Source organism: Caulobacter sp. GW821-FHT10E02, from assembly GCF_059415225.1.
In genome coordinates this window covers 236,755-255,752 of the sequence record NZ_JBWKMV010000002.1, presented here as the reverse complement: position 1 = coordinate 255,752, position 18,998 = coordinate 236,755, and the positions used below count along the sequence as shown (strand labels likewise).

24 protein-coding genes and 1 pseudogene are annotated in these 18,998 nt (G+C 67.7%); 14 read left to right on the top strand and 11 right to left on the bottom strand.

What is annotated here, in order from left to right; translation table 11 throughout:
* Positions 1 to 3 precede the first annotated feature (3 nt).
* From AC07NI_RS11040 to AC07NI_RS11010, 7 genes and pseudogenes are all read left to right on the top strand, one after another.
* The gene (locus AC07NI_RS11040) at positions 4 to 765 is read left to right on the top strand and encodes a 3-oxoacyl-ACP reductase (protein ID WP_494618855.1); all 762 of its coding nucleotides are present in this window, start codon (positions 4 to 6) and stop codon (positions 763 to 765) included.
* Between the two features lie 11 nt (positions 766 to 776).
* Complete coding sequence (locus tag AC07NI_RS11035; RefSeq protein WP_494618854.1) at positions 777 to 1,238, top strand: SRPBCC family protein; 462 nt, start codon at positions 777 to 779, stop codon at positions 1,236 to 1,238.
* A gap of 7 nt (positions 1,239 to 1,245) precedes the next feature.
* On the top strand, positions 1,246 to 1,707 hold the full coding sequence (locus AC07NI_RS11030; RefSeq protein WP_494618853.1) for an iron-sulfur cluster assembly scaffold protein: 462 nt from the start codon (positions 1,246 to 1,248) through the stop codon (positions 1,705 to 1,707).
* 55 nt (positions 1,708 to 1,762) lie between these two features.
* Complete coding sequence (gene yidD / locus AC07NI_RS11025; protein WP_494618852.1) at positions 1,763 to 2,017, top strand: membrane protein insertion efficiency factor YidD; 255 nt, start codon at positions 1,763 to 1,765, stop codon at positions 2,015 to 2,017.
* On the top strand, positions 2,014 to 3,996 hold the full coding sequence (gene thrS / locus AC07NI_RS11020) for a threonine--tRNA ligase (RefSeq protein ID WP_494618851.1): 1,983 nt from the start codon (positions 2,014 to 2,016) through the stop codon (positions 3,994 to 3,996). Before yidD ends, thrS begins: the two co-directional genes overlap by 4 nt.
* The gene (locus AC07NI_RS11015; protein ID WP_494618850.1) at positions 3,996 to 4,922 is read left to right on the top strand and encodes a glycosyltransferase family 2 protein; all 927 of its coding nucleotides are present in this window, start codon (positions 3,996 to 3,998) and stop codon (positions 4,920 to 4,922) included. Before thrS ends, AC07NI_RS11015 begins: the two co-directional genes overlap by 1 nt.
* A gap of 16 nt (positions 4,923 to 4,938) precedes the next feature.
* Positions 4,939 to 5,057, top strand: a pseudogene (locus AC07NI_RS11010) (hypothetical protein).
* Here the strand turns inward: AC07NI_RS11010 and AC07NI_RS11005 are convergent.
* From AC07NI_RS11005 to AC07NI_RS10995, 3 genes are read right to left on the bottom strand one after another with little or no spacing between them, the layout of a single operon-like run.
* Positions 5,050 to 5,412 carry a hypothetical protein gene (locus AC07NI_RS11005; RefSeq protein WP_494618849.1) on the bottom strand — a complete coding sequence of 121 codons (363 nt, stop codon included), beginning with the start codon at positions 5,410 to 5,412 and terminating at the stop codon, positions 5,050 to 5,052. The pseudogene AC07NI_RS11010 and the gene AC07NI_RS11005 sit on opposite strands and share 8 nt — an antisense overlap.
* Positions 5,409 to 6,308 carry a hydroxymethylglutaryl-CoA lyase gene (locus AC07NI_RS11000; RefSeq protein ID WP_494618848.1) on the bottom strand — a complete coding sequence of 300 codons (900 nt, stop codon included), beginning with the start codon at positions 6,306 to 6,308 and terminating at the stop codon, positions 5,409 to 5,411. Before AC07NI_RS11000 ends, AC07NI_RS11005 begins: the two co-directional genes overlap by 4 nt.
* Positions 6,305 to 7,993, bottom strand: a complete 1,689-nt coding sequence (locus AC07NI_RS10995; protein ID WP_494618847.1) for an ArnT family glycosyltransferase — start codon at positions 7,991 to 7,993, stop codon at positions 6,305 to 6,307. The genes AC07NI_RS11000 and AC07NI_RS10995 overlap by 4 nt, the downstream gene beginning before the upstream one ends.
* A 56-nt stretch (positions 7,994 to 8,049) precedes the next feature.
* Here AC07NI_RS10995 and AC07NI_RS10990 point away from each other — a divergent pair, with 56 nt between their 5' ends.
* Together AC07NI_RS10990 and AC07NI_RS10985 are read left to right on the top strand one after the other, a co-directional pair.
* On the top strand, positions 8,050 to 8,775 hold the full coding sequence (locus AC07NI_RS10990; RefSeq protein ID WP_494618846.1) for a glycosyltransferase family 2 protein: 726 nt from the start codon (positions 8,050 to 8,052) through the stop codon (positions 8,773 to 8,775).
* Between the two features lie 96 nt (positions 8,776 to 8,871).
* Entirely contained in the window at positions 8,872 to 9,294 is a 423-nt protein-coding gene (locus AC07NI_RS10985; protein ID WP_494618845.1) for a hypothetical protein, read from the top strand.
* Here the strand turns inward: AC07NI_RS10985 and AC07NI_RS10980 are convergent.
* Positions 9,288 to 9,752, bottom strand: a complete 465-nt coding sequence (locus AC07NI_RS10980; protein WP_494618844.1) for a tRNA (cytidine(34)-2'-O)-methyltransferase — start codon at positions 9,750 to 9,752, stop codon at positions 9,288 to 9,290. The genes AC07NI_RS10985 and AC07NI_RS10980 overlap by 7 nt on opposite strands.
* 205 nt (positions 9,753 to 9,957) lie before the next feature.
* Here AC07NI_RS10980 and petA point away from each other — a divergent pair, with 205 nt between their 5' ends.
* The 3 genes from petA to AC07NI_RS10965 are packed head-to-tail and all read left to right on the top strand — an operon-like array spanning position 9,958 to position 12,661.
* A complete protein-coding gene (gene petA, locus AC07NI_RS10975) occupies positions 9,958 to 10,509 on the top strand; it encodes a ubiquinol-cytochrome c reductase iron-sulfur subunit (RefSeq protein ID WP_494618843.1) in 552 nt (183 codons plus the stop codon).
* Positions 10,510 to 10,514: 5 nt separating this feature from the next.
* Positions 10,515 to 11,801 carry a cytochrome b gene (locus tag AC07NI_RS10970; RefSeq protein WP_494618842.1) on the top strand — a complete coding sequence of 429 codons (1,287 nt, stop codon included), beginning with the start codon at positions 10,515 to 10,517 and terminating at the stop codon, positions 11,799 to 11,801.
* 5 nt (positions 11,802 to 11,806) lie between these two features.
* Positions 11,807 to 12,661: a cytochrome c1 gene (locus AC07NI_RS10965; RefSeq protein ID WP_494618841.1), complete on the top strand. Its 855-nt coding sequence runs from the start codon at positions 11,807 to 11,809 to the stop codon at positions 12,659 to 12,661.
* A 64-nt stretch (positions 12,662 to 12,725) separates the two neighbouring features.
* Here the strand turns inward: AC07NI_RS10965 and AC07NI_RS10960 are convergent, their stop codons facing one another.
* Positions 12,726 to 13,196 carry a GNAT family N-acetyltransferase gene (locus tag AC07NI_RS10960; protein WP_494618840.1) on the bottom strand — a complete coding sequence of 157 codons (471 nt, stop codon included), beginning with the start codon at positions 13,194 to 13,196 and terminating at the stop codon, positions 12,726 to 12,728.
* 157 nt (positions 13,197 to 13,353) lie between these two features.
* Entirely contained in the window at positions 13,354 to 14,121 is a 768-nt protein-coding gene (locus AC07NI_RS10955) for a pepsin/retropepsin-like aspartic protease family protein (RefSeq protein WP_494618839.1), read from the bottom strand.
* A gap of 95 nt (positions 14,122 to 14,216) precedes the next feature.
* Between AC07NI_RS10955 and AC07NI_RS10950 the strand changes: the two genes are divergently transcribed.
* Together AC07NI_RS10950 and AC07NI_RS10945 are read left to right on the top strand one after the other, a co-directional pair.
* On the top strand, positions 14,217 to 14,921 hold the full coding sequence (locus AC07NI_RS10950) for a TMEM175 family protein (RefSeq protein WP_494618838.1): 705 nt from the start codon (positions 14,217 to 14,219) through the stop codon (positions 14,919 to 14,921).
* Positions 14,922 to 14,954: 33 nt separating this feature from the next.
* Entirely contained in the window at positions 14,955 to 15,530 is a 576-nt protein-coding gene (locus AC07NI_RS10945) for a DUF1579 domain-containing protein (RefSeq protein ID WP_494618837.1), read from the top strand.
* A gap of 2 nt (positions 15,531 to 15,532) precedes the next feature.
* On the opposite strand, the gene AC07NI_RS10940 is transcribed toward AC07NI_RS10945, so the two are convergent.
* The 5 genes from AC07NI_RS10940 to ychF form a co-directional block, all read right to left on the bottom strand.
* Positions 15,533 to 16,048: a SixA phosphatase family protein gene (locus AC07NI_RS10940; protein WP_494618836.1), complete on the bottom strand. Its 516-nt coding sequence runs from the start codon at positions 16,046 to 16,048 to the stop codon at positions 15,533 to 15,535.
* A gap of 40 nt (positions 16,049 to 16,088) precedes the next feature.
* Complete coding sequence (locus tag AC07NI_RS10935; RefSeq protein WP_494618835.1) at positions 16,089 to 16,451, bottom strand: hypothetical protein; 363 nt, start codon at positions 16,449 to 16,451, stop codon at positions 16,089 to 16,091.
* Positions 16,448 to 17,128 carry a dienelactone hydrolase family protein gene (locus AC07NI_RS10930; RefSeq protein WP_494618834.1) on the bottom strand — a complete coding sequence of 227 codons (681 nt, stop codon included), beginning with the start codon at positions 17,126 to 17,128 and terminating at the stop codon, positions 16,448 to 16,450. The genes AC07NI_RS10935 and AC07NI_RS10930 overlap by 4 nt, the downstream gene beginning before the upstream one ends.
* A complete protein-coding gene (locus AC07NI_RS10925) occupies positions 17,128 to 17,808 on the bottom strand; it encodes a dienelactone hydrolase family protein (RefSeq protein ID WP_494618833.1) in 681 nt (226 codons plus the stop codon). The genes AC07NI_RS10930 and AC07NI_RS10925 overlap by 1 nt, the downstream gene beginning before the upstream one ends.
* A gap of 66 nt (positions 17,809 to 17,874) precedes the next feature.
* The gene (ychF, locus tag AC07NI_RS10920) at positions 17,875 to 18,975 is read right to left on the bottom strand and encodes a redox-regulated ATPase YchF (protein ID WP_494618832.1); all 1,101 of its coding nucleotides are present in this window, start codon (positions 18,973 to 18,975) and stop codon (positions 17,875 to 17,877) included.
* Positions 18,976 to 18,998 lie beyond the last annotated feature (23 nt).

Below are 18,998 nucleotides of genomic sequence, written 5' to 3'. Positions count from 1 at the left end.
GACGTGACGTTCGAAAAGCAGGTGGTCCTGGTCTCCGGCGCTGGCCGGGGACTGGGGGCCGCCATCGCCCGCGCCTTCGTCGACAACGGCGCCCGGGTGGTGGTCAACTACCGCCGCAGCGAAGCGGCGGCCAAGGCCTTGGTCGATGAGCTTGGCCAGCGCGCCGTGGCCATCCAGGCCGACGTCTCCGATCCGATCGAGGCTCGCCGGCTGGTCAATGACGCGGCCGAGGCGTTCGGCCATCACGTCACCACGGTGGTCAACAACGCCCTGGGCGACTTCAGCTTCAACGGCGACGGCCGGGCCAAGATCGACACCATCGAGTGGTCCGACTTCCTGAGCCAGATGGATGTCGCCCTGCGCGGCTCGCTGAACCTGATCCAGGCCGCAACGCTCGCCATGAAGACGGCGGGGTTCGGCCGGGTGATCAATATCGGCACCAACCTCTTCCAGAACCCGGTGGTGCCGTATCACGACTACACCGCCGCCAAGGCCGCGCTGCTGTCGCTGACCCGCACGGCCGCCGGCGACCTCGGCCCCGACGGCATCACGGTCAACATGGTCTCGGGCGGGCTGCTGCGCACCACCGACGCCAGCGCCGCGACGCCGGACGCCATCTTCGATCTGATCGCCCAGAGCACGCCGCTGCGCCGGGTGACCACGCCGGCCGAGTTCGCCGACGCCGTCCTCTTCTTCGCCTCGCCCTGGAGCCGCGCCGTCACCGGCCAGAACCTGGTGGTCGACGGCGGCTTGGTTCGGGATTAGAAATTACACTCATGAAACGCGCCGTCGAACACCGCATCGGGGTCCAGGCCCCCGCCGAGATCGTCTGGGAACTGGTGTCGGACTTCGACACCTGGAAGGACTGGAACCCGCTCTACCGCAAGGCCGAGGGCCAGCTGAAGATCGGCACGACCCTGACGCTGGAGCAGCACCTGCCCGGTCAGCCGGCCACGGTGATCACGCCGATCGTCCAGGACTGGGTGCCCTACGAGCAGCTGCACTGGCGCTCGACCCGGCTGGGCGGCTTCGTCACGGCGATCCGCTATCTCGAGGTCGAGAGCATGGGGCCGGGCAATTCGACCTTCTCGAACGGCGAGCTGTTCATGGGCCTCTTGCTGCGGTTCGTCAGTCGCGACGAGCGCCGCAAGCTGAAGGCCGCCTTCACCGAGATGGGCGAGGCCGTGCGCGATCGAGCCGAGGCCATCTGGTCCGAGCGCCAGAAGTCCCCATCTTAAGCTAGCGATGATCGACGACCTCTACAGCGCCAGGATCCTGACGCTCGTGGCCAACATGCCGCGAGCCGGACGCCTCTCCGCGCCCGACGCCAGCAGCGAGAAACACGCCAAGCTGTGCGGCAGCCGGATCGTCGTCGATGTGGTGGTCCAGGACGGCAAAGTCGTCGACTACGCCCAGGATGTTTCGGCCTGTGCTTTGGGCCAGGCATCCGCCGCGATCCTCGGCCAGAACATCATCGGCGCGGAACTTTCCGACATCGAGTTGGCGCGCGACTCTCTTGCCGCTATGCTGAAGACGAACGGTTCGCCTCCCGCGGGCCGCTTTGCGGAGCTCGCCGTGCTGGAGCCGGTCAAGGACTATCCCGCCCGTCACGCCTCGACGCTGCTGGCGTTCGACGCGACGGTCGAGGCTGTCCGTAAGGCCACAGGCGTCGGTGAAACGCGAACTAGCACCGCCGGCGCGGCTTGATCGCCCCTCAAAGGGGGTTAGTGCTTTACTGGACTAACAGGCGTCGCGCGCAGGCATGACCTTCTACGAACGCACCGTCGATTTGGGCCTCAGGGCCTACAAGTTGACGCTCTCGCCCCTCATCGGGCGGCAGTGCCGTTTCGCGCCGAGCTGTTCGGAGTACGCGGCGGCCGCCCTCAAGGATCATGGCCCGCTCAAGGGTTCCTGGTTGGCGTTGCGACGGATTTGCCGATGCAATCCGTTAGGTGGCTCGGGCTACGACCCGCCGCCCCCGCGACATCAGCCACGCAAGTGGATGTGTGAAGAATGATCGATCTGGTTTTCCCCGACGGTTCGGCCCGTCAGTATCCCGATGGCTCGACGGGGCGTGACGTCGCCGCCGCCATCTCCAAGTCGCTCGAGAAGAAGGCCCTGCTGATCAAGCTGGATGGCCAGGTTCTCGACCTCGATCGCGCCCTGACGCCCGACCTGCTGCAGGGCGAGCGCAAGTTCGAGATCCTGACGCGCGACGCGCCCGAGGCCCTCGACACCATCCGCCACGACACGGCCCACGTGCTGGCCGAGGCCGTGCAGGAGCTGTTCCCCGGCACGCAGGTCACGATCGGCCCGAACGTCGAGGACGGCTTCTATTACGACTTCGCCCGCGAAGAGCCGTTCAGCCTGGAAGACCTGCCGAAGATCGAAGAGCGGATGCGTCAGATCGTCGATCGCGACGAGAAGATCCGCCGCGAAGAGGTCGATCGCGACGCGGCCATCGCCGATTTCGAGGCCATGGGCGAAAGCTACAAGGCCCAGATCATCCGTGACCTGCCGGCCAGCGACACGATCACGGTCTATCACCAGGGCGAGAAGTGGAAGGACCTGTGCCGCGGTCCCCACCTGCCGTCGACCAAGCATGTCGGCAAGGCGTTCAAGCTGACGAAGCTGGCCGGCGCCTACTGGCGCGGCGACCAGAACAACGCCCAGCTGCAGCGCATCTACGGCACGAGCTGGGCCTCGGAAGCCGACCTGGAAGCGCATCTGAAGCGCATCGAGGAAGCCGAGCGTCGCGATCATCGCAAGCTGGGCAAGACGATGGACCTCTTCCACATCCAGGAAGAGGGCAAGGGCATGGTGTTCTGGCACGCCAAGGGCTGGGCCCTGTACCGCGTGCTCGAGGACTATATGCGCCGTCGCCTCGACGCGGCCGGCTACCGTGAAGTGAAGACGCCGCAGATCCTCGACAAGAGCCTGTGGGAGAAGTCGGGCCACGCCGAGAAGTTCGGCCACGCCATGTTCATGTGCGAGAGCGCCGAGGGCGAGGTCCTGGCCGTCAAGCCGATGAACTGCCCCGGCCACATCCAGATCTTCAACGTCGGCCAGAAGAGCTATCGCGACCTGCCGCTGCGCATGGCCGAGTTTGGCGCCTGCCACCGCTACGAGCCGTCGGGCTCGATGCACGGCATCATGCGGGTGCGCGCGTTCACGCAGGACGACGCCCACATCTTCTGCCGCGAAGAGCAGGTCACGGAGGAAAGCGCGAAGTTCATCGAACTGTTGCGCAGCGTCTATAACGACCTGGGCATGACGCTGGCCGACACCAAGTTCTCCACGCGTCCGGACTTGCGCGCCGGCTCGGACGAGGTCTGGGACAAAGCAGAATCCGCGCTTTCCGCCGCCGCCGAGGCAGCCGGCGAGACCTTGGTGCTGCAGCCAGGTGAAGGCGCCTTCTACGGCCCGAAACTGGAGTTCTCGCTGAAGGACGCCATTGGCCGTGTCTGGCAGTGCGGCACGCTGCAACTTGATTTCGTTTTGCCGGAACGATTGGACGCCGAGTACGTTTCGGAGGATGGTTCGAAGAAGCGTCCGGTGATGCTTCACCGTGCGATCTTGGGGTCCTTCGAGCGTTTCATCGGCATTCTGTTGGAAAACTTCGCGGGGGCGCTGCCTGTTTGGCTGGCGCCGACGCAGGTTGTCGTAGCCACGATCACGTCCGACGCCGATGATTATGCCCGCGAGGTCGTCGAGAAATTGACGGCTCTGGGGATGCGCGCGGAAGTGGATCTGCGTAATGAGAAGATCAACTACAAGATTCGCGAGCACAGCCTCGCCAAGGTGCCAGTGATCGCGGTGGTGGGACGTAAGGAAGCTGAGACGGGTCAACTGGCCCTTCGTCGCCTGGGCGGTGAAGGTCAGAACATCCTGTCGCTGGAAGACGCCCTCCGCGTGCTGAAGATCGACGCCACGCCGCCGGACCTCGCCCGCATCCAAGGCCTGGCCAAGGCTGCCCCGGAGGCCGTGACCGCCTGATGAACAGCATCCTCCCGTCCGTCTCGACCCTTGCCGTCGGTGCGCGTCCGGCCCGTCCGAACGTGTCCGTCGTCATGGTCGTCTACCGGACGGGAGAGGCGCTGATCGAAAGCATCAAGCATGTCCTCGCCGAGCCGCTGGTCGACGAGTTCGTCATCGTCGACAACGGGTCCCACGGACGCGACGAGGACATGCTGCGCTCGCTGGCCCTGACCGAGCCGCGGGTCGTGCTCAAGCAAGGCCACGGCAATATCGGCTTCGCCCGCGGCGCCAATCTGGGCGCCAGCACGGCGGGCGGCGAGTACATCGTCTTCCTCAATCCCGACGCCAACCTGCAGCCCAACTGCGTGGCGTCGCTGGTCAAGGCCTTCAAGGGCCAGCCGACCCCGACCGTGGTCGGCGCCCGGGTGATGAACGTCGATGGCACCGAGCAGCGCGGCGGTCGTCGCGGCGAGGTCACGCCGATGACCACGGTGCTCAGCTTCGGCCAGTTCACCCGTCGCCACCCGCAACTGGCCAATTTCGAGATCCATCGCGAGAACGAGCCGTTGCCGGCCGGTCCCGCCCCGATGCCGACCATCTCGGGCGCCTGCTTCGCCATGCGTCGCGGCGACTTCGAGGCCCTGGGCGGCTTCGACGAAGGCTATTTCCTGCACGTCGAGGACATCGACCTGTGCTGGCGCGCCCGCCGCTCGGGCGGCCAGGTGCTGTTCCAGCCCAAGGCCGAGGTCGTCCACCTGGGCCACACCAGCCAGGAACACCCGCTGAAGGTCGAGTTCCACAAGGGCGTCGGCCTGACCCGCTACTTCATCAAGCGCGCCGACAGCCTGCAGCTGTTCGCGGCGGCGGTGCTGCTGGCCCCGGCGATCATGCTGATGAGCGTGTGCCGGCCGCTGCTGTGGAAGCTGACCGGGCGGCCGATCTAACCTTTTCCTTCTCCCCTTGCGGGAGAAGGCGACGGATGAGGGGTTTCTCGGCCTTTCCGGTGCGACCCCTCACCCGACCCGCTGCGCGGGCCACCCTCTCCCGCAAGGGGAGAGGGAGATACTCCGATCACATAGGCCCGATCGTCTCGAACCGCGCTCCATCCGGCCCTTCGATCGAGGTCGGAGCCTTCACGCTTTTCGCCGGCAGCAGCGCCCGATAGCGCTCGTACGTCGCCTTCACGTTCCGACCCTTCTTCACCATCAGGCATTGGTCGAATTCACCCTCGCGGCCCCAGGGCTTGCGCTCCGAGCGGGCGATGTCGGGGTCGGTCTTCACCATGTCGGCCACCGTCGCGGCCAGCGGCTGGTCGACGCCCATGCCGTAGCTGCCGAACTTGATCGTCACGTCGCAGCGCCCAGGCGCCGGAGCGGGCGCGGCCGCGCAGGCGGTCAGGCCGAGGATCACGGCGACGGCGGTGAGACGGATCATGCGGGGAAACCTCCGGCGCGGGCCAGGGACGAGGCGGGGGCCTTGCCTAGCTTGGCGCTGATCTCGCGGCCGATGTCGATCAGGGCCGCAAGGTCGTAACCCGTCTCGAAGCCGGCCCGTTCCAGCATGTAGACGAGGTCTTCCGTGCCGATATTGCCGGTGGCGTTCGGCGCGAATGGACAGCCGCCCAGGCCGCCGACCGAGGCGTCCAGTACGTCGACCCCGGCCTCGACGCTGGCGAAGGCGTTGGCCAGGCCGGTGTTGCGGGTGTCGTGGAAGTGCATGCGCAGGCGGGTATCCGGCGCGACGGCGCGGGCGGCCTCGATGCGCTTGCGGACGGTCCAGGGATCGGCGACCCCGATGGTGTCGGCGATGGCGATCTCGGGCACGCCCAGGGCGGCGGCCTCGCGGACGATGGCCACGACCTGGTCTTCCGAGACCTCGCCGTCGAACGGACAGCCGAAGGCCACCGAGATCGTCGCGGTGATCGGCGGACCGCCCTCGACGGCCTGGCGTTCGGCGATCGCGGCCAGGGTGTCGATCTGCTGGCGCACCGTCGCGCCCTGGTTGGCGACGCCAAAGCCGTCCGAGGCGCAGACCACGACATTGGCCTCGTCGCACTGGGCGGCGACGCAGCGCTCCCAGCCGCGCATGTTGAGCACCAGGCCGATGCGGGAGTGCTCGAGGTCAGCCGGTAGGGCGGTCATGATCTCTTCCGCGCCGGCCATCTGCGGCACGCGGTTGGGGTTCACGAACGACACCACCTCGGTGCGCTTGGCGCCGGCGGCTTCCAGCTTGCGGATCAGGTCGAGCTTCTCGTCGACCGACAGCGACAGCTTCTCGTTCTGCAGGCCGTCGCGCGGCCCGACCTCGACGATCTGGATGAAGCGGCTCACGGCTGGCCCTCCTCTTCAGGGGCGACCACTTGAGGCTCGCCGCGGTAGATGGTCAGGCGTTCCTTGTCGCCGTCGGAATAGTTCAGGCCCTCGACCGTCGCCACCGGGTGCGGGGTCAGGCCCAGGGCGGCGAGCGCCTCGCGGAAGGGCTTCTCCTCGCGGCCCTCGACCACGGCCGGGCGGCCCTCGGAGATCGCGTCGGCCGCGCCCTCGCCATCGGTCAGCTCGGTGGCGGTGCCCAGCTGGAAGATCAGGCTGGGCTCGGAATAGCCGGTCAGGGCCACGGGGCCAGCGGCCCCGGAACGCGGTGAAAGTCTTGTGCGGTCCAGCGCGTCGGCGACGTCCTTGGACAGGAACAGCGGCTCCAGGTGCGGGATCAGGCCGGCGGTCAGGGCGATGTGGGCGCCGACGCCCAGCACCCCTGCCGTGACCAGGGCGCGGGCCGAGTGGTGGCGCAGCAGCAGCACCGCCCCGGCGATCCCGGCGGCCAGGGCCAGGACGGCGGCCAGCACGGTCCAGGCCATGTCGCCGCCCGTGCCGAACTGGACTTGCCCATAGACGGCGACCGCGGCCAGCAGCGCGCCCATCAGCACCGACAACCCGCCGCCGATGAAGCGGACCAGCTTGCCCAGCGGCTCGCGTACGGCGGCGGCCATCAGCATGGCCAGGGCCCCGTAGGCGGGCAGCTCGTAGTGGACCAGCTTGGTCGGCAGGATCTCGAACATCAGCCAGGTCGGGACCAGCCAGCAGACGGCGAAGCGCACGCCCGGCTCGTTGCGCTTGGTCCAGCCGACCACCAGGCCGGCCGGCAGCAGCAGGGTGGCCGGGAACGACAGCAGAGGGGCGAGCAGGGCGTGATAGCCGAACGGACCCGCGTGACCCTCCTGGCCGCCGGCCAGCTTGGGCGCCAGATCCCCGCCCACGGCCGCGCCCCAGAAGGCGCCGTCGGTGGCCACGGTGATCATCATCGCCCAGGGCAGGCAGATGGCGGCGAACAGGATCAGACCCCAGGTCCAGCCCAGGTCCTTCATCCAGGCCGCCTTGCGGTCCCAGACGCCCAAGCCGACCAGGGCGAAGATCGCGACCAGCAGGCCGACCGGACCCTTGATCAGGGCGGCGACGGAGAGGCCCAGCCAGAAGGCCAGCTTGGTCCATTTACCAGCTTTCTCGCCCTTCAGCTGGGCGGCGTAGACGCGGGCCAGGGCGGCCATGGCCAGGGTCGTGGTCCCGCACAGGGCCGCGTCGGTCTTGGCGATGAAGGCCTCGGACGACAGCAGGAAGGTCGCGCCCAGGATCGAGCCGGCGATCAGTCCGGTGCGCGGATCGAACAAAGCCGCCGCGCCCCAGGCGCAGGCCGCCGCCGCCAGCATCGCGCCCAGCAGGGACGGGATGCGATAGGCCCAGATCCGGCGGTCCTCGGCGTCGGAGAACGCCTTGACGCTCAGCGACTGCAGCCAGTGGATGCCGACCGGCTTCTTGAAGCGCGGCTGGTCCTGGAACTTGATGACCACATAGTCGCCCGTCTCCAGCATCTGGGACGTAGCCTGGGCGAAGCGCGACTCGTCGCGATCCAGCGGCGGCATGGCGAACAGGCCGGGCAGGCCGGCGATCAGGGCGACGAGCGCGGCGAACAGAGGGCCGCGCCAACCGCGGCTCCAGTCATCCAGGCGAGATTCAAGCGTCATGCGGCCACGTTTAGCACGATCCTTTCGTGTGGGAATTTTTCGGCTATTAGAAGCCGATGAACGCCACCCCCGATTTTTCCGTCGTCGTCCCCGTCTTCGACGAAGGCGAGGCCGCCCCGAAGCTGGCGCGCGAGATCGCGACCGCTTTCGCCGGCGAGGCCTATGAGATGATCTTCGTCGACGACGCCAGCCGCGACGACACCAAGGCCCGCCTGGTCGCCCTGAAGGCCGAGATCCCGCAGCTGCGCGTGCTGGGTCACCGCAAGAATTCCGGCCAGAGCCGCGCCGTGCGCACCGGCATCCTGGCCGCGCGCGGTCCGATCATCGTCACCCTGGACGGCGACGGCCAGAACGACCCGGCCGACGCCCCGCGCCTGGCCAAAGCCCTGCAGGCCGGTCCCGAGACCCTCGCTCTGGTCGGCGGCGAGCGGGTCAAGCGTCAGGACAGCAACGCCAAGCGCTTCGCCTCCAAGTTCGGCAACGGGGTTCGCAAGCGCCTGCTGAAGGACACCGCCAACGACACCGGCTGCGGCCTGAAGGCCTTCCGCCGCGAGGCGTTCATCCGCCTACCGTACTTCGATCACATCCACCGCTACATCCCGGCGCTGATGCTGCGCGAGGGCTATGAGGTGGCGTTCCAGCCAGTGAACCATCGCCACCGCGAGACGGGCGTGTCGAAGTACACGAACTTTGGCCGCCTGAAGGCTTCGGTCTCCGACTTGCTCGGCGTGATGTGGCTGCAGTCGCGGGCCCGCAATCCCCAGGGCGTCGACGAAGTCTGACCCCTGTGAGTTGCGGCAGCTTCACCGCAACGAAAAATCCCGCTACGCCTTAACCATGGCATGAGACTGCATTCTCGCGCCAAAGGGGGAACTTCGATGTTCGCAGCCGTTCCGCTGCTGGCGCTGCCGGTCATTGTCTACAACCTGGTCGCCCTGACCCTGGCGGGCGGCTTCAAGGCCGTCGACGCCGGCGTGCGCATGTCCGACAAGCTGTTCACGATCCACATGACCTCGCGGGCCGAATGGGGCGTCAGCCTGGGCGACCTGCTGCTGGCCGCCTCGCTGGTGGTGCTGTTCGTCGAACTGCTGAAATCGACGACCAGCCGCAAGATCGCGATCATCAACCACTCGCTGTCGATGGTGCTGTTTATCCTGTGCCTGGTCGAGTTCCTGCTCGCCCCGGCCTTCGCGACCTCGACCTTCTTCCTGATCACCCTGATGGTGCTGCTGGACGTCCTGGCCGGCTTCATCGTGACGATCGTCGCCGCGCGCCGGGACGTCGACTTCGGGGATCACTGATCCCCGGGAAAGCCCTGGGTCTGCCGTAGCGCCTCGCCCAGCGCCATCGCCGCGGTCGTCGCCAGGTTCATCGAGCGGGTCTCGGCCCGGATCGGGATGACGATGCGGCCCTGCGCCGCTTCGTGGACCTCTTCGGGCGCGCCGCGACTCTCGTTGCCGAACAGCAGCGTATCTCCGGGGGCGAACGAAAACCTGTGGAAGGGCGTGGCGCCCTTGGTCGTGAAGAGCAGCAGGCGCCCGTCAACACGCTCCGGCGCCTTAAGGAAAGCCTCCCAGCTGTCGTGTCGCATCAGCTGCGTGAGAGGGCCATAATCCAGGGCCGCGCGCTTCAAGCTCTTGTCATCCAAGGGAAAACTACAGGGCTCGATCACGTCGAGCCCGACCCCGAAGCAGGCCGACAAACGGATGGCCGCGCCGACGTTTTGGGGAATGCCTGGTTGAAAAAGTGCGATACGCATAATAAGCGAACCAACCACAAGGGCAGCAGGGGCTTTGCCGGGAATCGAAAGGGCTTGCGGACTCGGTCCGCGCGTCCGATACGACGATCCGACCGCTGCCTTGTGGCGGAGATCCGCTTGCGGGTCGAGCAAGATATGGCGCTGAAAAGCGCTTCTCCAAGTCGGACCGCTTTTCGTGGACTGACGGAATAAGAGGGTGACGTAGGTGGCCGACACCGCCGTGGGCGCAACGACCGAGCCGGAACACGGGAGCGATCCCTCCCGGCGCGATTTCATTCACATCGCCGCGATCGCGGCCGCCGCCGGCGGCGCAGCGACCCTGGTGTGGCCGTTCATCGACCAGATGAACCCGTCCGCGGACACGCGGGCCCTGGCCTCGACCGAGTTCGACCTGACCAAGGTGGCCGAGGGCCAGCAGGTCACGGTCAAGTGGCGCGGTAAGCCGCTCTTCGTGCGTAACCGCACCAAGGCCGAGATCGCCAAGGCCGTCGCTGACGACCACGCCGCGATGAAGGACCCGGAAACCGACGCCGCGCGCGTGAAGCCGGGCAAGTCCCAATGGCTGATCGTCGGCGGCAACTGCACCCACCTGGGCTGCGTGCCGACCTTCGGCGGTGGCGAGTACGGCGGCTGGTTCTGCCCGTGCCACGGCTCGGTCTATGACACCTCGGGTCGTATCCGTAAGGGCCCCGCGCCCAAGAACCTGGTGGTTCCGGAGTACGCCTTCCTCACCGACACCAAGGTCAAGATCGGTTAAGCGAGATGAGCGGACATTCGACCTATCAACCGAAGACCGGTATCGAGCGCTGGCTCGACGCCCGTCTGCCGATCATCCGTCTGGGCTACGACTCGTTCGTTGACTACCCCACGCCGCGGAACCTGAACTATTGGTGGACCTTCGGCGGCATCCTGTCGCTGTGCCTGGCCTCCCAGCTGATCACCGGCATCATCCTGGTGATGCACTACACGCCGAGCGCCCAAGGCGCCTTTGCTTCCGTCGAGCACATCATGCGCGACGTGAACTACGGCTGGCTGATCCGCTACATGCACGCCAACGGCGCGTCGATGTTCTTCATCGCCGTCTACATCCACATGCTGCGCGGCCTCTACTACGGCTCCTACAAGGCGCCCCGTGAAGTGCTGTGGCTGCTGGGCTGCGTGATCTACCTGCTGATGATGGCCACCGCCTTCATGGGCTACGTCCTGCCCTGGGGCCAGATGTCGTTCCACGGCGCCGTCGTCATCACCAACCTGTTCGGCGCCCTGCCGCTGGTTGGCGAGAGCATCACCACCTGGCTGTGGGGTGGTTTCGCGGTCGATAACCCGACCCTGAACCGCTTCTTCTCGCTGCACTACCTGCTGCCCTTCATGATCGCGGGCGTCGTGATCCTGCACATCTGGGCTCTGCACGTGGTCGGCCAGAACAACCCGACCGGCGTCGATCCGAAGTCGAAGGCCGACACCGTCGCCTTCACGCCGTACGCCACGGTGAAGGACGGCTTCGCGATGAGCGTCTTCCTGATCCTCTTCGCCTTCTTCGTCTTCTACATGCCCAACGCGCTTGGCCACGCCGACAACTATGTCGAGGCCAACCCGCTGGTGACGCCGTCGCACATCGTTCCGGAATGGTACTTCCTGCCGTTCTACGCGATCCTGCGCGCCGTGCCGGACAAGCTGATGGGCGTGCTGGCCATGTTCGGCGCCATCGCCTGCATGTTCGCTCTGCCCTGGCTGGACACCTCGAAGGTCCGCTCGATGCGCTACCGCCCGACCGCGAAGATCTACTTCCTGTTCTTCCTGGTGGCCTGCATCGTCCTGGGCTTCTGCGGCGCCAAGCTGCCTGACGATCCGGTGATCCCGCACCTGACCACGTTCCAGCTGGGCGGTTCGGACCTGAACAGCTTCGTGTGGCTCAGCCGCGTCGCCTCGCTCTACTACTTCGCTTTCTTCCTGGTCGTGCTCCCGGTCCTGGGTCTTGTCGAAAAGACCCTGCCGGTTCCGGACTCGATCGCTTCGCCGGCCCTTTCGGCCGACGCTCACAAGGGTTGATCCCGATGCTCCGCAAACTCTCGGTTATCGCGGCTGCGGCGGGTCTCCTGGTCGTCGGCGCCGCCAGCCCGGCCCTCGCCAACGGCGGGGCCCTGCCGGCCAAGGAAGTGCACTGGTCGTTCGAAGGCCCCTTCGGCAAGTTCGACCAGGCGCAGCTGCAACGCGGCTACAAGGTCTATCGCGAGGTCTGCTCGGCCTGCCACTCGATGAAGCTGGTTGCGTTCCGTAACCTCGGCGACAAGGGCGGCCCGTTCTACAGCGAGAAGTATCCGAACTCGAACGACAACCCGTGGGTCAAGGCGATCGCCAAGGACTACGAGGTCGCCGACATCGACGGTGAAACCGGCGACGCCATCAAGCGTCCGGCCACCAGCGCGGATCACTTCCCCGGCCCGTTCGCCAACGAAGCCGCGGCCCGCGCCTCGAACGGCGGCGCCCTGCCGCCGGACATGTCGCTGCTGGCCAAGGCCCGCGAAGAAGGCCCGGATCACATCTATTCGATCGTGACCGGCTACAAGACTCCTCCGGCTGGCCTCAAGGTCCCGACCGGCGGCCACTACAACCCGTACTTCCCTGGCGACCTGTCGTCGGCGTGGTCGGGCAGCCACGAGCACATTCCGGCCGGTGGCTTCATCGCCATGGCCCCGCCGCTCAAGGACGGCCTGGTGACGTTCGACGACGGCACCAAGTCGACCCTGGACCAGCAGGCCAAGGACGTCTCGGCCTTCCTGATGTGGGCCGCCGAGCCCAAGCTGGAAGAGCGCAAGCAGACCGGCTTCGCCGTCCTGATCTACCTGCTGCTGCTCTCGGGTCTGCTGTACGCCAGCTACAAGACCGTGTGGCGGAACGAGTCGCACTAAGCGACGCGTAGAGCTGAAAGTTCGAAGGGCCCGGTGGAAACACCGGGCCCTTCTTCTTTGTGGCCTACAGGTCTAACCGCCAGCAGATCAGGGGCCCGTCCTCGCTGTCCTCGCGCTCGCTCACGGCCAGGAAGCCGTTGCGGCTGAGCACCGTCTGCGAGGAGGGATTGTCGATCGAGGTTTCGGCGGTGAGCGCCAGAACGCGGTCGTCGTCCCTCGCCCAGGCCGCCAGGTCGGCGACGGCGCGGGTGGCGACGCCTCGGCCCCAGCGGGTGGGCGCGACGCCGTAGCCGATCCGCAAGGAGCGGTCGGCGGCGTCCAGCGGCCGGGTGGGCGAGATCAGGCCGACGATCTCGCCGTCCTCCACGATCATCCAGGCGCTGGGGCTGAACACCATGCGGATCTGGTCGGCGAGCTGGGCCAGCATGGCCAGCACCTCGGGCGGGGCCAGGTCGCTGTCGGCCAGGCGATAGGGCGCGGGGGCCTCGCCGCGCAGCAAGGCGGCGAAGTCTTCGGTCTTGGCTTCGATGAGCATCAAAAGTCTCGGCTTTGAAGAAGCGCGCTGGGATCAGCGCGAAGGCCGAGCGGCGGACGTCAGGCGCGCAGGCTCGCGTCGCCGCTGCGGCGGCTGTTGGCGATGGCGACGACGATCAAAGGCGCTCTCCTGCGTCTAAGCGTCCAGACTTACGGCCTCAGGGCGCGACCGACAAGGTCCGGGCGTCGGCGGCTAGGCGCAGGCGGTGACGCGCCCACAGGGCCGTGCCCAGGGTCCCATCGACGCCTTCCGGCAGGTCGTCGGCGAGGGAGGCGGGGACGTTCTCGGCCAGGACCCCGCCGATCGACAGCGCCCGCAGCCGCGCTGGAGCCTGGTGGCGAGCGCCGGCGTCCAGCTTGCCGGTGGCGGCCGCCCCGCGGGTCGACAGCCGCGCCATGGCCTTGGAGGCGGTGTCTATGGCGAAGGCTCCGCGCAGGGCCGTAGGACCGTCACTGACGGCCGCAGGGATGGTCGGCAGGCCCTCGATCATCTCGACCGGCAGCACGACCTGCCGGCGCGCGCGCCACGGCTGGTCGATGCGCACCCGGCAATGGGCGAAGTCGATCTCGACGCTGTGGCCGGCCAGGACGTCCATGCCGATGACGCCGGCGATCGGGGTGACGAAGCCCGCGCCCCGCGCGTCGAGGTCGGCGACCTTGACCGACACGGCCGACGCCTTGAGGCCCGCGAGCTCCACGGGCAGGGTCAGCTCCGGGACGGTGATGCCCTCCATCTGGGCCTTGGTCTCGTGCAGCAGGGTGCGCGGGGCCGATAGGTCGATGACATAGTCGCCAGCCATGCTGCCGAGCACCGCCGGGGCGATGATCGCCCCGTTCTCGAACCAGCACGCCGTCTCGCCCGCCCGCGCCGCGCCGGCGAGGGGCAGGGCGAGCATCAGGACCAGGACGGTTACGCGGCAACGCATGGGCGCCAGCGTAACTCAGCCGTGACGCTTCGGCGACGGTCTCGACATCCCCGAAGAACGTCGTTCATCCTGCGCCTCCGGGCGGAGGGGCGAGCATGACCGACGGACACGATGCGGAGCACGAGGCGGGCAAGCGGCTGGACGCCTTCGTCGATGCGGCCTTCGCCTTCGCGGTCACCCTGCTGATCATCGCCAGCGCCGAGCCGACGGCCACCATCGACGCCCTGTGGCGAGCGCTGGGCCGCATTCCGGCCTCGCTGGGAGCCTTCGCCCTGATCGCCATGTTCTGGCTGGCCTATCGTGAGTACGGCCGCCTGGTCCCGCGTCGCGACACCCTGTCGACCCTCAACGCCCTGGCCATCGTCTTCACGGTGCTGGTCTACGTCTTCCCGCTGCGGATGCTGATCGAGTCCGGCTTCGGCTGGTTGTCGCGCGGTGTGCTGAGCGGCCGGGAGATCGTCCGGACCCTCGACGACCTGCGTGGTCTCTTCCGGATCTACGGCGTCGGCTTCGCGATCCTGGCCGGACTGTTCACGGCGCTCTACCAACACGCCTTGAACCATCGCGACCAGCTGGGCGTCGTGGCCGAGAGCCTGGCCTCGATCCGCATGAGCCGCGACGTATGGACCATCGCCGCCGTTTCCGGCCTGGTCTCGGCGGGCCTGACCTTCGGACCGATGGCCCAGGCCCCGTGGTTGCCCGGCTTCGCCTTCTGGCTGATCCCGCTGGCGATCGCCCTGCGCGAGCCGCTGATCCGCCGGTTGGTCCGCAAGCCTGTTGACGACAAGAACTTTGCATAACAAAGTATGGGCGAATTCCTGGAGGGGATCGCCATGCCCAGCAAGCTGTTCGCCGCGTCGTTGACCGCCTTCGCGCTCGCCGCCGGCGTCGCCCATGCGCAGATGCCGCCCGACCCCGGCCCGCGCATCGCCGCCCAGACCGAGGCGATGAAGAAGCTCTCCTGGATGGACGGGACCTGGCGCGGTCCGGCCTGGAACGTCGGTCCCACCGGCCGTCATGAGATCACCCAGGCCGAGCGGATCGGCCCGTTGCTGGGCGGCGCGGTCAAGGTCGTCGAAGGGCGCGGTTACAACGCCGATGGCTCGACCGGCTTCAACGCCCTGGGCGTGATCTCCTTCGAGCCCGCGACGGGCGTCTACAGCATGCGCTCCTACGCCATGGGCCAGGCCGGCGACTTCAAGCTGACGCCCACCGCCGACGGTTATGTCTGGGAGATCCCGGCCGGGCCGATGACCATCCGCTACACCGCCGTGATGAAGGAGGGCGCCTGGCGCGAGATCGGCGAACGGGTCGTGGCCGGCCAGGCCCCGGCGCAGTTCTTCGAGATGAACCTCAAGCGCCTGGGCGACAGCGCCTGGCCGACGGCCGGGGCGATCCCGCCCAAATAGCTTCAGCAAGCCTTGGTCGGCTCGCCATAGCGTGTGTGGATCGCTCGGGGCGTCGCGCCCAGCTGAATGACCGTCATGTGGTCGTACTCGCAGTCGGTCAGCGCCTCGGGCGCGGGATCGCCCAGGGCGCGGGCGATGTCGGTGACCGTATTGCTGTGACCGACGACCAGCACCGTGGTGTCGGGGGCGGCCTTGCGAGCCGCCTCCGCGACGCGCTGGGCGTGGGCGGCCGCGCCGCCATCCAGGGCGATCGGGACGATCTTCAGGCCCGCCGCGTCGGCCGTGGGCTGGCCGGTCTGCTGGGTGCGTTTCAGCGGCGTGGCCAGCACCAGCGCGACCTTGGCTCCGGCCAGGCTGGCCGCCAGCGCCTGGGCGCGGGCCTGGCCAGCCGCCGAAAGGTCCGGATCACCGTTGGGCGAGACCTTCTCGCCGTGGCGGACGATGACCACCGTCTGGGCCAAGGCCGGCGAGGCGGCGAGCAGGAACGACAGGGCGGAGACGGTCAGTGAGCGGATCATGCGCCGAGCCTAGGCGGGGCGTGGCGAGGCGGCAAGCGGGTCAGAAGAACGTCGCCGAACCCCTGAAGAACGCTTTCCGGGCCTCCGGATCGTAGTCCACGAACTCGGCGTCCGAGGCCAGGCCGAACGCCACGCCGACCACGAACTCGGCGGTCTCGCCGTCGTGCCTCCGGACAGTCGCGGCGTATTTTCGGTAGGTGGGATACTGGAATTCCCGGCCCCAGGCCGTGCCGACGCGGCGGATGGCGGTGACGGTCCGCCCCTGACCCTCCAGGTCCCGCTTGATACGCAGCACGTCCCGTTGCGGGTTGAGGCGCAGCACCAGCAGCGGTTTGGTGATCAGGAACCAGCCGACGAAGATCGCCGCCGGACCCCAGACGAATAGGATCAGGCCGGCGTTCAAGCCTCGCCCTTGCTCCCGCTGGACCGATGGAACAGCTGCGAGGTCCGCAGCAGGGCCAGCTTGGCGCTGTCGGGGTGGTGGCCGTTCGGCGCGACGAAGGCGTGACCCGCGTCGTAGAGATAGATCGGCATCTCCGGGTGCGTGTCGCGGATGGCCTCGACATCGGCCAGCGGGATCATGCCGTCGGTCTTGCCGAAGTGCAGGATGGTCGGGACCTTGGGGGTCTCGTCGCGATAGGCCACGATGTCGCCGCCATAGAAGGCCGAGACCGCCGTCAGTCCCTCGCAACGGCAGGCCGCCAGCCAGGCCGTGGTGCCGCCATAGCAGAAGCCCATGGCGAACACCGGACCCTGTAGAGCGTCGATACAGGCCTGGACGCGGGGCAGGGTCGAGACGCCCCAGCCGGTCGCCTTGCCCATGGCCATGCGGGCGTCGAGGATCGAAGGCGTGGTGTCCTCGACCGGGAACTCGGCGTCGGCCGCGTCCATCAGGCTGGGGACGATGACCTCGTAGCCCTGCTCGGCCAGGCTGTCGGCGAGCTGGCGCAGGTGAGGCGTGACGCCCCAGATCGCGTGCAGCATGACGATGCCACCGCGCCGGGCTTCCTGCGACGGCGCGTGGTAGGCGGCGAACGGGGAGCCGTCTTCCTTGCAGGCCAGGGCGATCCGTTCGCCCATCAGGCGGCGCCGTTGGCGACGAACAGCGCCAGGGTCCGCTCGCGGGCCAGCTCGGCGTCGGCCAGGTCGCTGTCGGGCCGGCCGTCGTTGTTGAAGCCGTGGCCGCTGTTTTCGTAGACGTAGACCGGCACGTCCGGGTGGGCGGCCTCGACCTTGGCCTTGACCTCGTCGGCCGGGATGTGGCCGTCCTGGCGGCCCAGGTGCACGATCACCGGCGCGTTCAACGCCAGCTCGGCATTGGCGGCGATCATGCTGCCGTAATAGGCCGAGCCCGCCGCCAGGCCCTTCAGCCGGCCGGCCGACAGCCAGACCAGCGAGCCGCCCAGGCAATAGCCGACCGCGAACACCGGACCACGCGCGGCCAGCTCGTCGATACAGGCCTGGATGTCCGACAGCATGGCGTCGATCCCGACCTTCTGCACGTAGCTGACGCCGGTCTGGAAGCCCTTCGGATCGTGCTCGGCGGTGAAGCCCGGCTCGGCGCGGTCGAAGATCGACGGGGCCAGGACCTCGAAGCCCTTGGCCGCCCAGCGCGCGACATCGGCCTGGACGTACTGGTCGAGGCCGAAGATCTCCTGGATCACCACCACGCCGCCTTTACGCGCGCCCTCCGGCTGGGCGTGCAGGGCGGTGAAGGCAAAGCCGTCGATGGCGGAGGTCAGGGTGACGGTGTCGGACATAGGCGTACTCCCCAATGCGAAACGGCCGGGGCGTTTCCGCTCCGGCCGCTGGTTTGTTCTGGATGCTTAGACGTTGAAGCGGAAGTGCATCACGTCGCCGTCCTTGACGACGTATTCCTTGCCTTCGGCGCGCATCTTGCCGGCTTCCTTGGCGCCGTTTTCGCCGCCCAGGCGGACGAAGTCGTCGAAGGCGATGGTTTCGGCGCGGATGTAGCCCTTCTCGAAGTCGGTGTGGATGACGCCGGCCGCCTGCGGGCCGGTGTCGCCGACGTGGATGGTCCAGGCGCGGGCTTCCTTGGGGCCGACCGTGAAGTAGGTCTGCAGGTCCAGCAGCTTGTAGGCTTCGCGGATCAAGCGGTTCAGACCCGGCTCTTCCAGGCCCAGGGTTTCGAGGAACTCGGCGCGCTCCTCGGAGTCCAGCAGGGCGATCTCGCTCTCGATCTGGGCCGAGATGACGACGCTCTTGGCGTTGTCCTTGGCGGCGCGTTCGGCCACGAGCTCGCTGTACTTGTTGCCCTTGTCGGCGCTGCCTTCGTCGACGTTGCAGACGTACAGGGCCGGCAGCGAGGTCAGCAGCTGCAGCATGTGCCACGCCTTCTCGTCGTCGGCGTCGATCTTGGCGGCGCGGGCCGGGCGGCCTTCGCGCAGCAGAGCCAGGGCGATATTGGCCAGGCGCAGGGTGTTGGCGCTTTCCTTGTCGGCGCCGACCTTGGCGCGCTTCTCAAGGGCGGGGACGCGCTTTTCCAGGCTTTCCAGGTCGGCCAGCATCAGCTCCATCTCGATGATCTCGAGATCGCTGATCGGGTCGATGCGGCCTTCGACGTGGACGATGTCGCCGTCCTCGAAGCAGCGGGCCACGAAGGCCACGGCGTCGCAGTCGCGGATGTTGGCCAGGAACTGGTTGCCCAGGCCTTCGCCCTTGGACGCGCCGCGCACCAGGCCGGCGATGTCGACGAAGGTGATCCGGGCCGGGATGATTTCCTTGGAGCCGGCGATCTTGGCCAGGGCGTCCAGGCGCGGCTCGGGCACGGCGACTTCGCCGGTGTTGGGCTCGATCGTGCAGAACGGATAGTTCGCGGCCTGGGCCGACGCCGTCTGGGTCAGGGCGTTGAACAGGGTGGACTTGCCGACGTTGGGCAGGCCGACGATGGCGACTTTAAGGGCCATGGAACTCTCGTGGATTTCGTTGG

Bases quoted from the DNA above. Each gene is read 5' to 3' on its own strand.
- AC07NI_RS10945 (WP_494618837.1), top strand. From the start codon at position 14,955: ATGCCCAGCAAGCTGTTCGCCGCGTCGTTGACCGCCTTCGCGCTCGCC.
- AC07NI_RS10965 (WP_494618841.1), top strand. From the start codon at position 11,807: ATGCTCCGCAAACTCTCGGTTATCGCGGCTGCGGCGGGTCTCCTGGTC.
- AC07NI_RS10960 (WP_494618840.1), bottom strand. From the start codon at position 13,196: ATGCTCATCGAAGCCAAGACCGAAGACTTCGCCGCCTTGCTGCGCGGC.
- thrS (WP_494618851.1), top strand. From the start codon at position 2,014: ATGATCGATCTGGTTTTCCCCGACGGTTCGGCCCGTCAGTATCCCGAT.
- AC07NI_RS10940 (WP_494618836.1), bottom strand. From the start codon at position 16,048: ATGATCCGCTCACTGACCGTCTCCGCCCTGTCGTTCCTGCTCGCCGCC.
- AC07NI_RS11035 (WP_494618854.1), top strand. From the start codon at position 777: ATGAAACGCGCCGTCGAACACCGCATCGGGGTCCAGGCCCCCGCCGAG.
- AC07NI_RS10985 (WP_494618845.1), top strand. From the start codon at position 8,872: ATGTTCGCAGCCGTTCCGCTGCTGGCGCTGCCGGTCATTGTCTACAAC.
- yidD (WP_494618852.1), top strand. From the start codon at position 1,763: ATGACCTTCTACGAACGCACCGTCGATTTGGGCCTCAGGGCCTACAAG.
- AC07NI_RS10950 (WP_494618838.1), top strand. From the start codon at position 14,217: ATGACCGACGGACACGATGCGGAGCACGAGGCGGGCAAGCGGCTGGAC.
- AC07NI_RS10930 (WP_494618834.1), bottom strand. From the start codon at position 17,128: ATGGGCGAACGGATCGCCCTGGCCTGCAAGGAAGACGGCTCCCCGTTC.
- AC07NI_RS11015 (WP_494618850.1), top strand. From the start codon at position 3,996: ATGAACAGCATCCTCCCGTCCGTCTCGACCCTTGCCGTCGGTGCGCGT.
- AC07NI_RS11005 (WP_494618849.1), bottom strand. From the start codon at position 5,412: ATGATCCGTCTCACCGCCGTCGCCGTGATCCTCGGCCTGACCGCCTGC.
- AC07NI_RS11030 (WP_494618853.1), top strand. From the start codon at position 1,246: ATGATCGACGACCTCTACAGCGCCAGGATCCTGACGCTCGTGGCCAAC.
- AC07NI_RS10925 (WP_494618833.1), bottom strand. From the start codon at position 17,808: ATGTCCGACACCGTCACCCTGACCTCCGCCATCGACGGCTTTGCCTTC.
- AC07NI_RS10955 (WP_494618839.1), bottom strand. From the start codon at position 14,121: ATGCGTTGCCGCGTAACCGTCCTGGTCCTGATGCTCGCCCTGCCCCTC.
- ychF (WP_494618832.1), bottom strand. From the start codon at position 18,975: ATGGCCCTTAAAGTCGCCATCGTCGGCCTGCCCAACGTCGGCAAGTCC.
- AC07NI_RS10970 (WP_494618842.1), top strand. From the start codon at position 10,515: ATGAGCGGACATTCGACCTATCAACCGAAGACCGGTATCGAGCGCTGG.
- AC07NI_RS10980 (WP_494618844.1), bottom strand. From the start codon at position 9,752: ATGCGTATCGCACTTTTTCAACCAGGCATTCCCCAAAACGTCGGCGCG.
- AC07NI_RS10990 (WP_494618846.1), top strand. From the start codon at position 8,050: ATGAACGCCACCCCCGATTTTTCCGTCGTCGTCCCCGTCTTCGACGAA.
- AC07NI_RS10995 (WP_494618847.1), bottom strand. From the start codon at position 7,993: ATGACGCTTGAATCTCGCCTGGATGACTGGAGCCGCGGTTGGCGCGGC.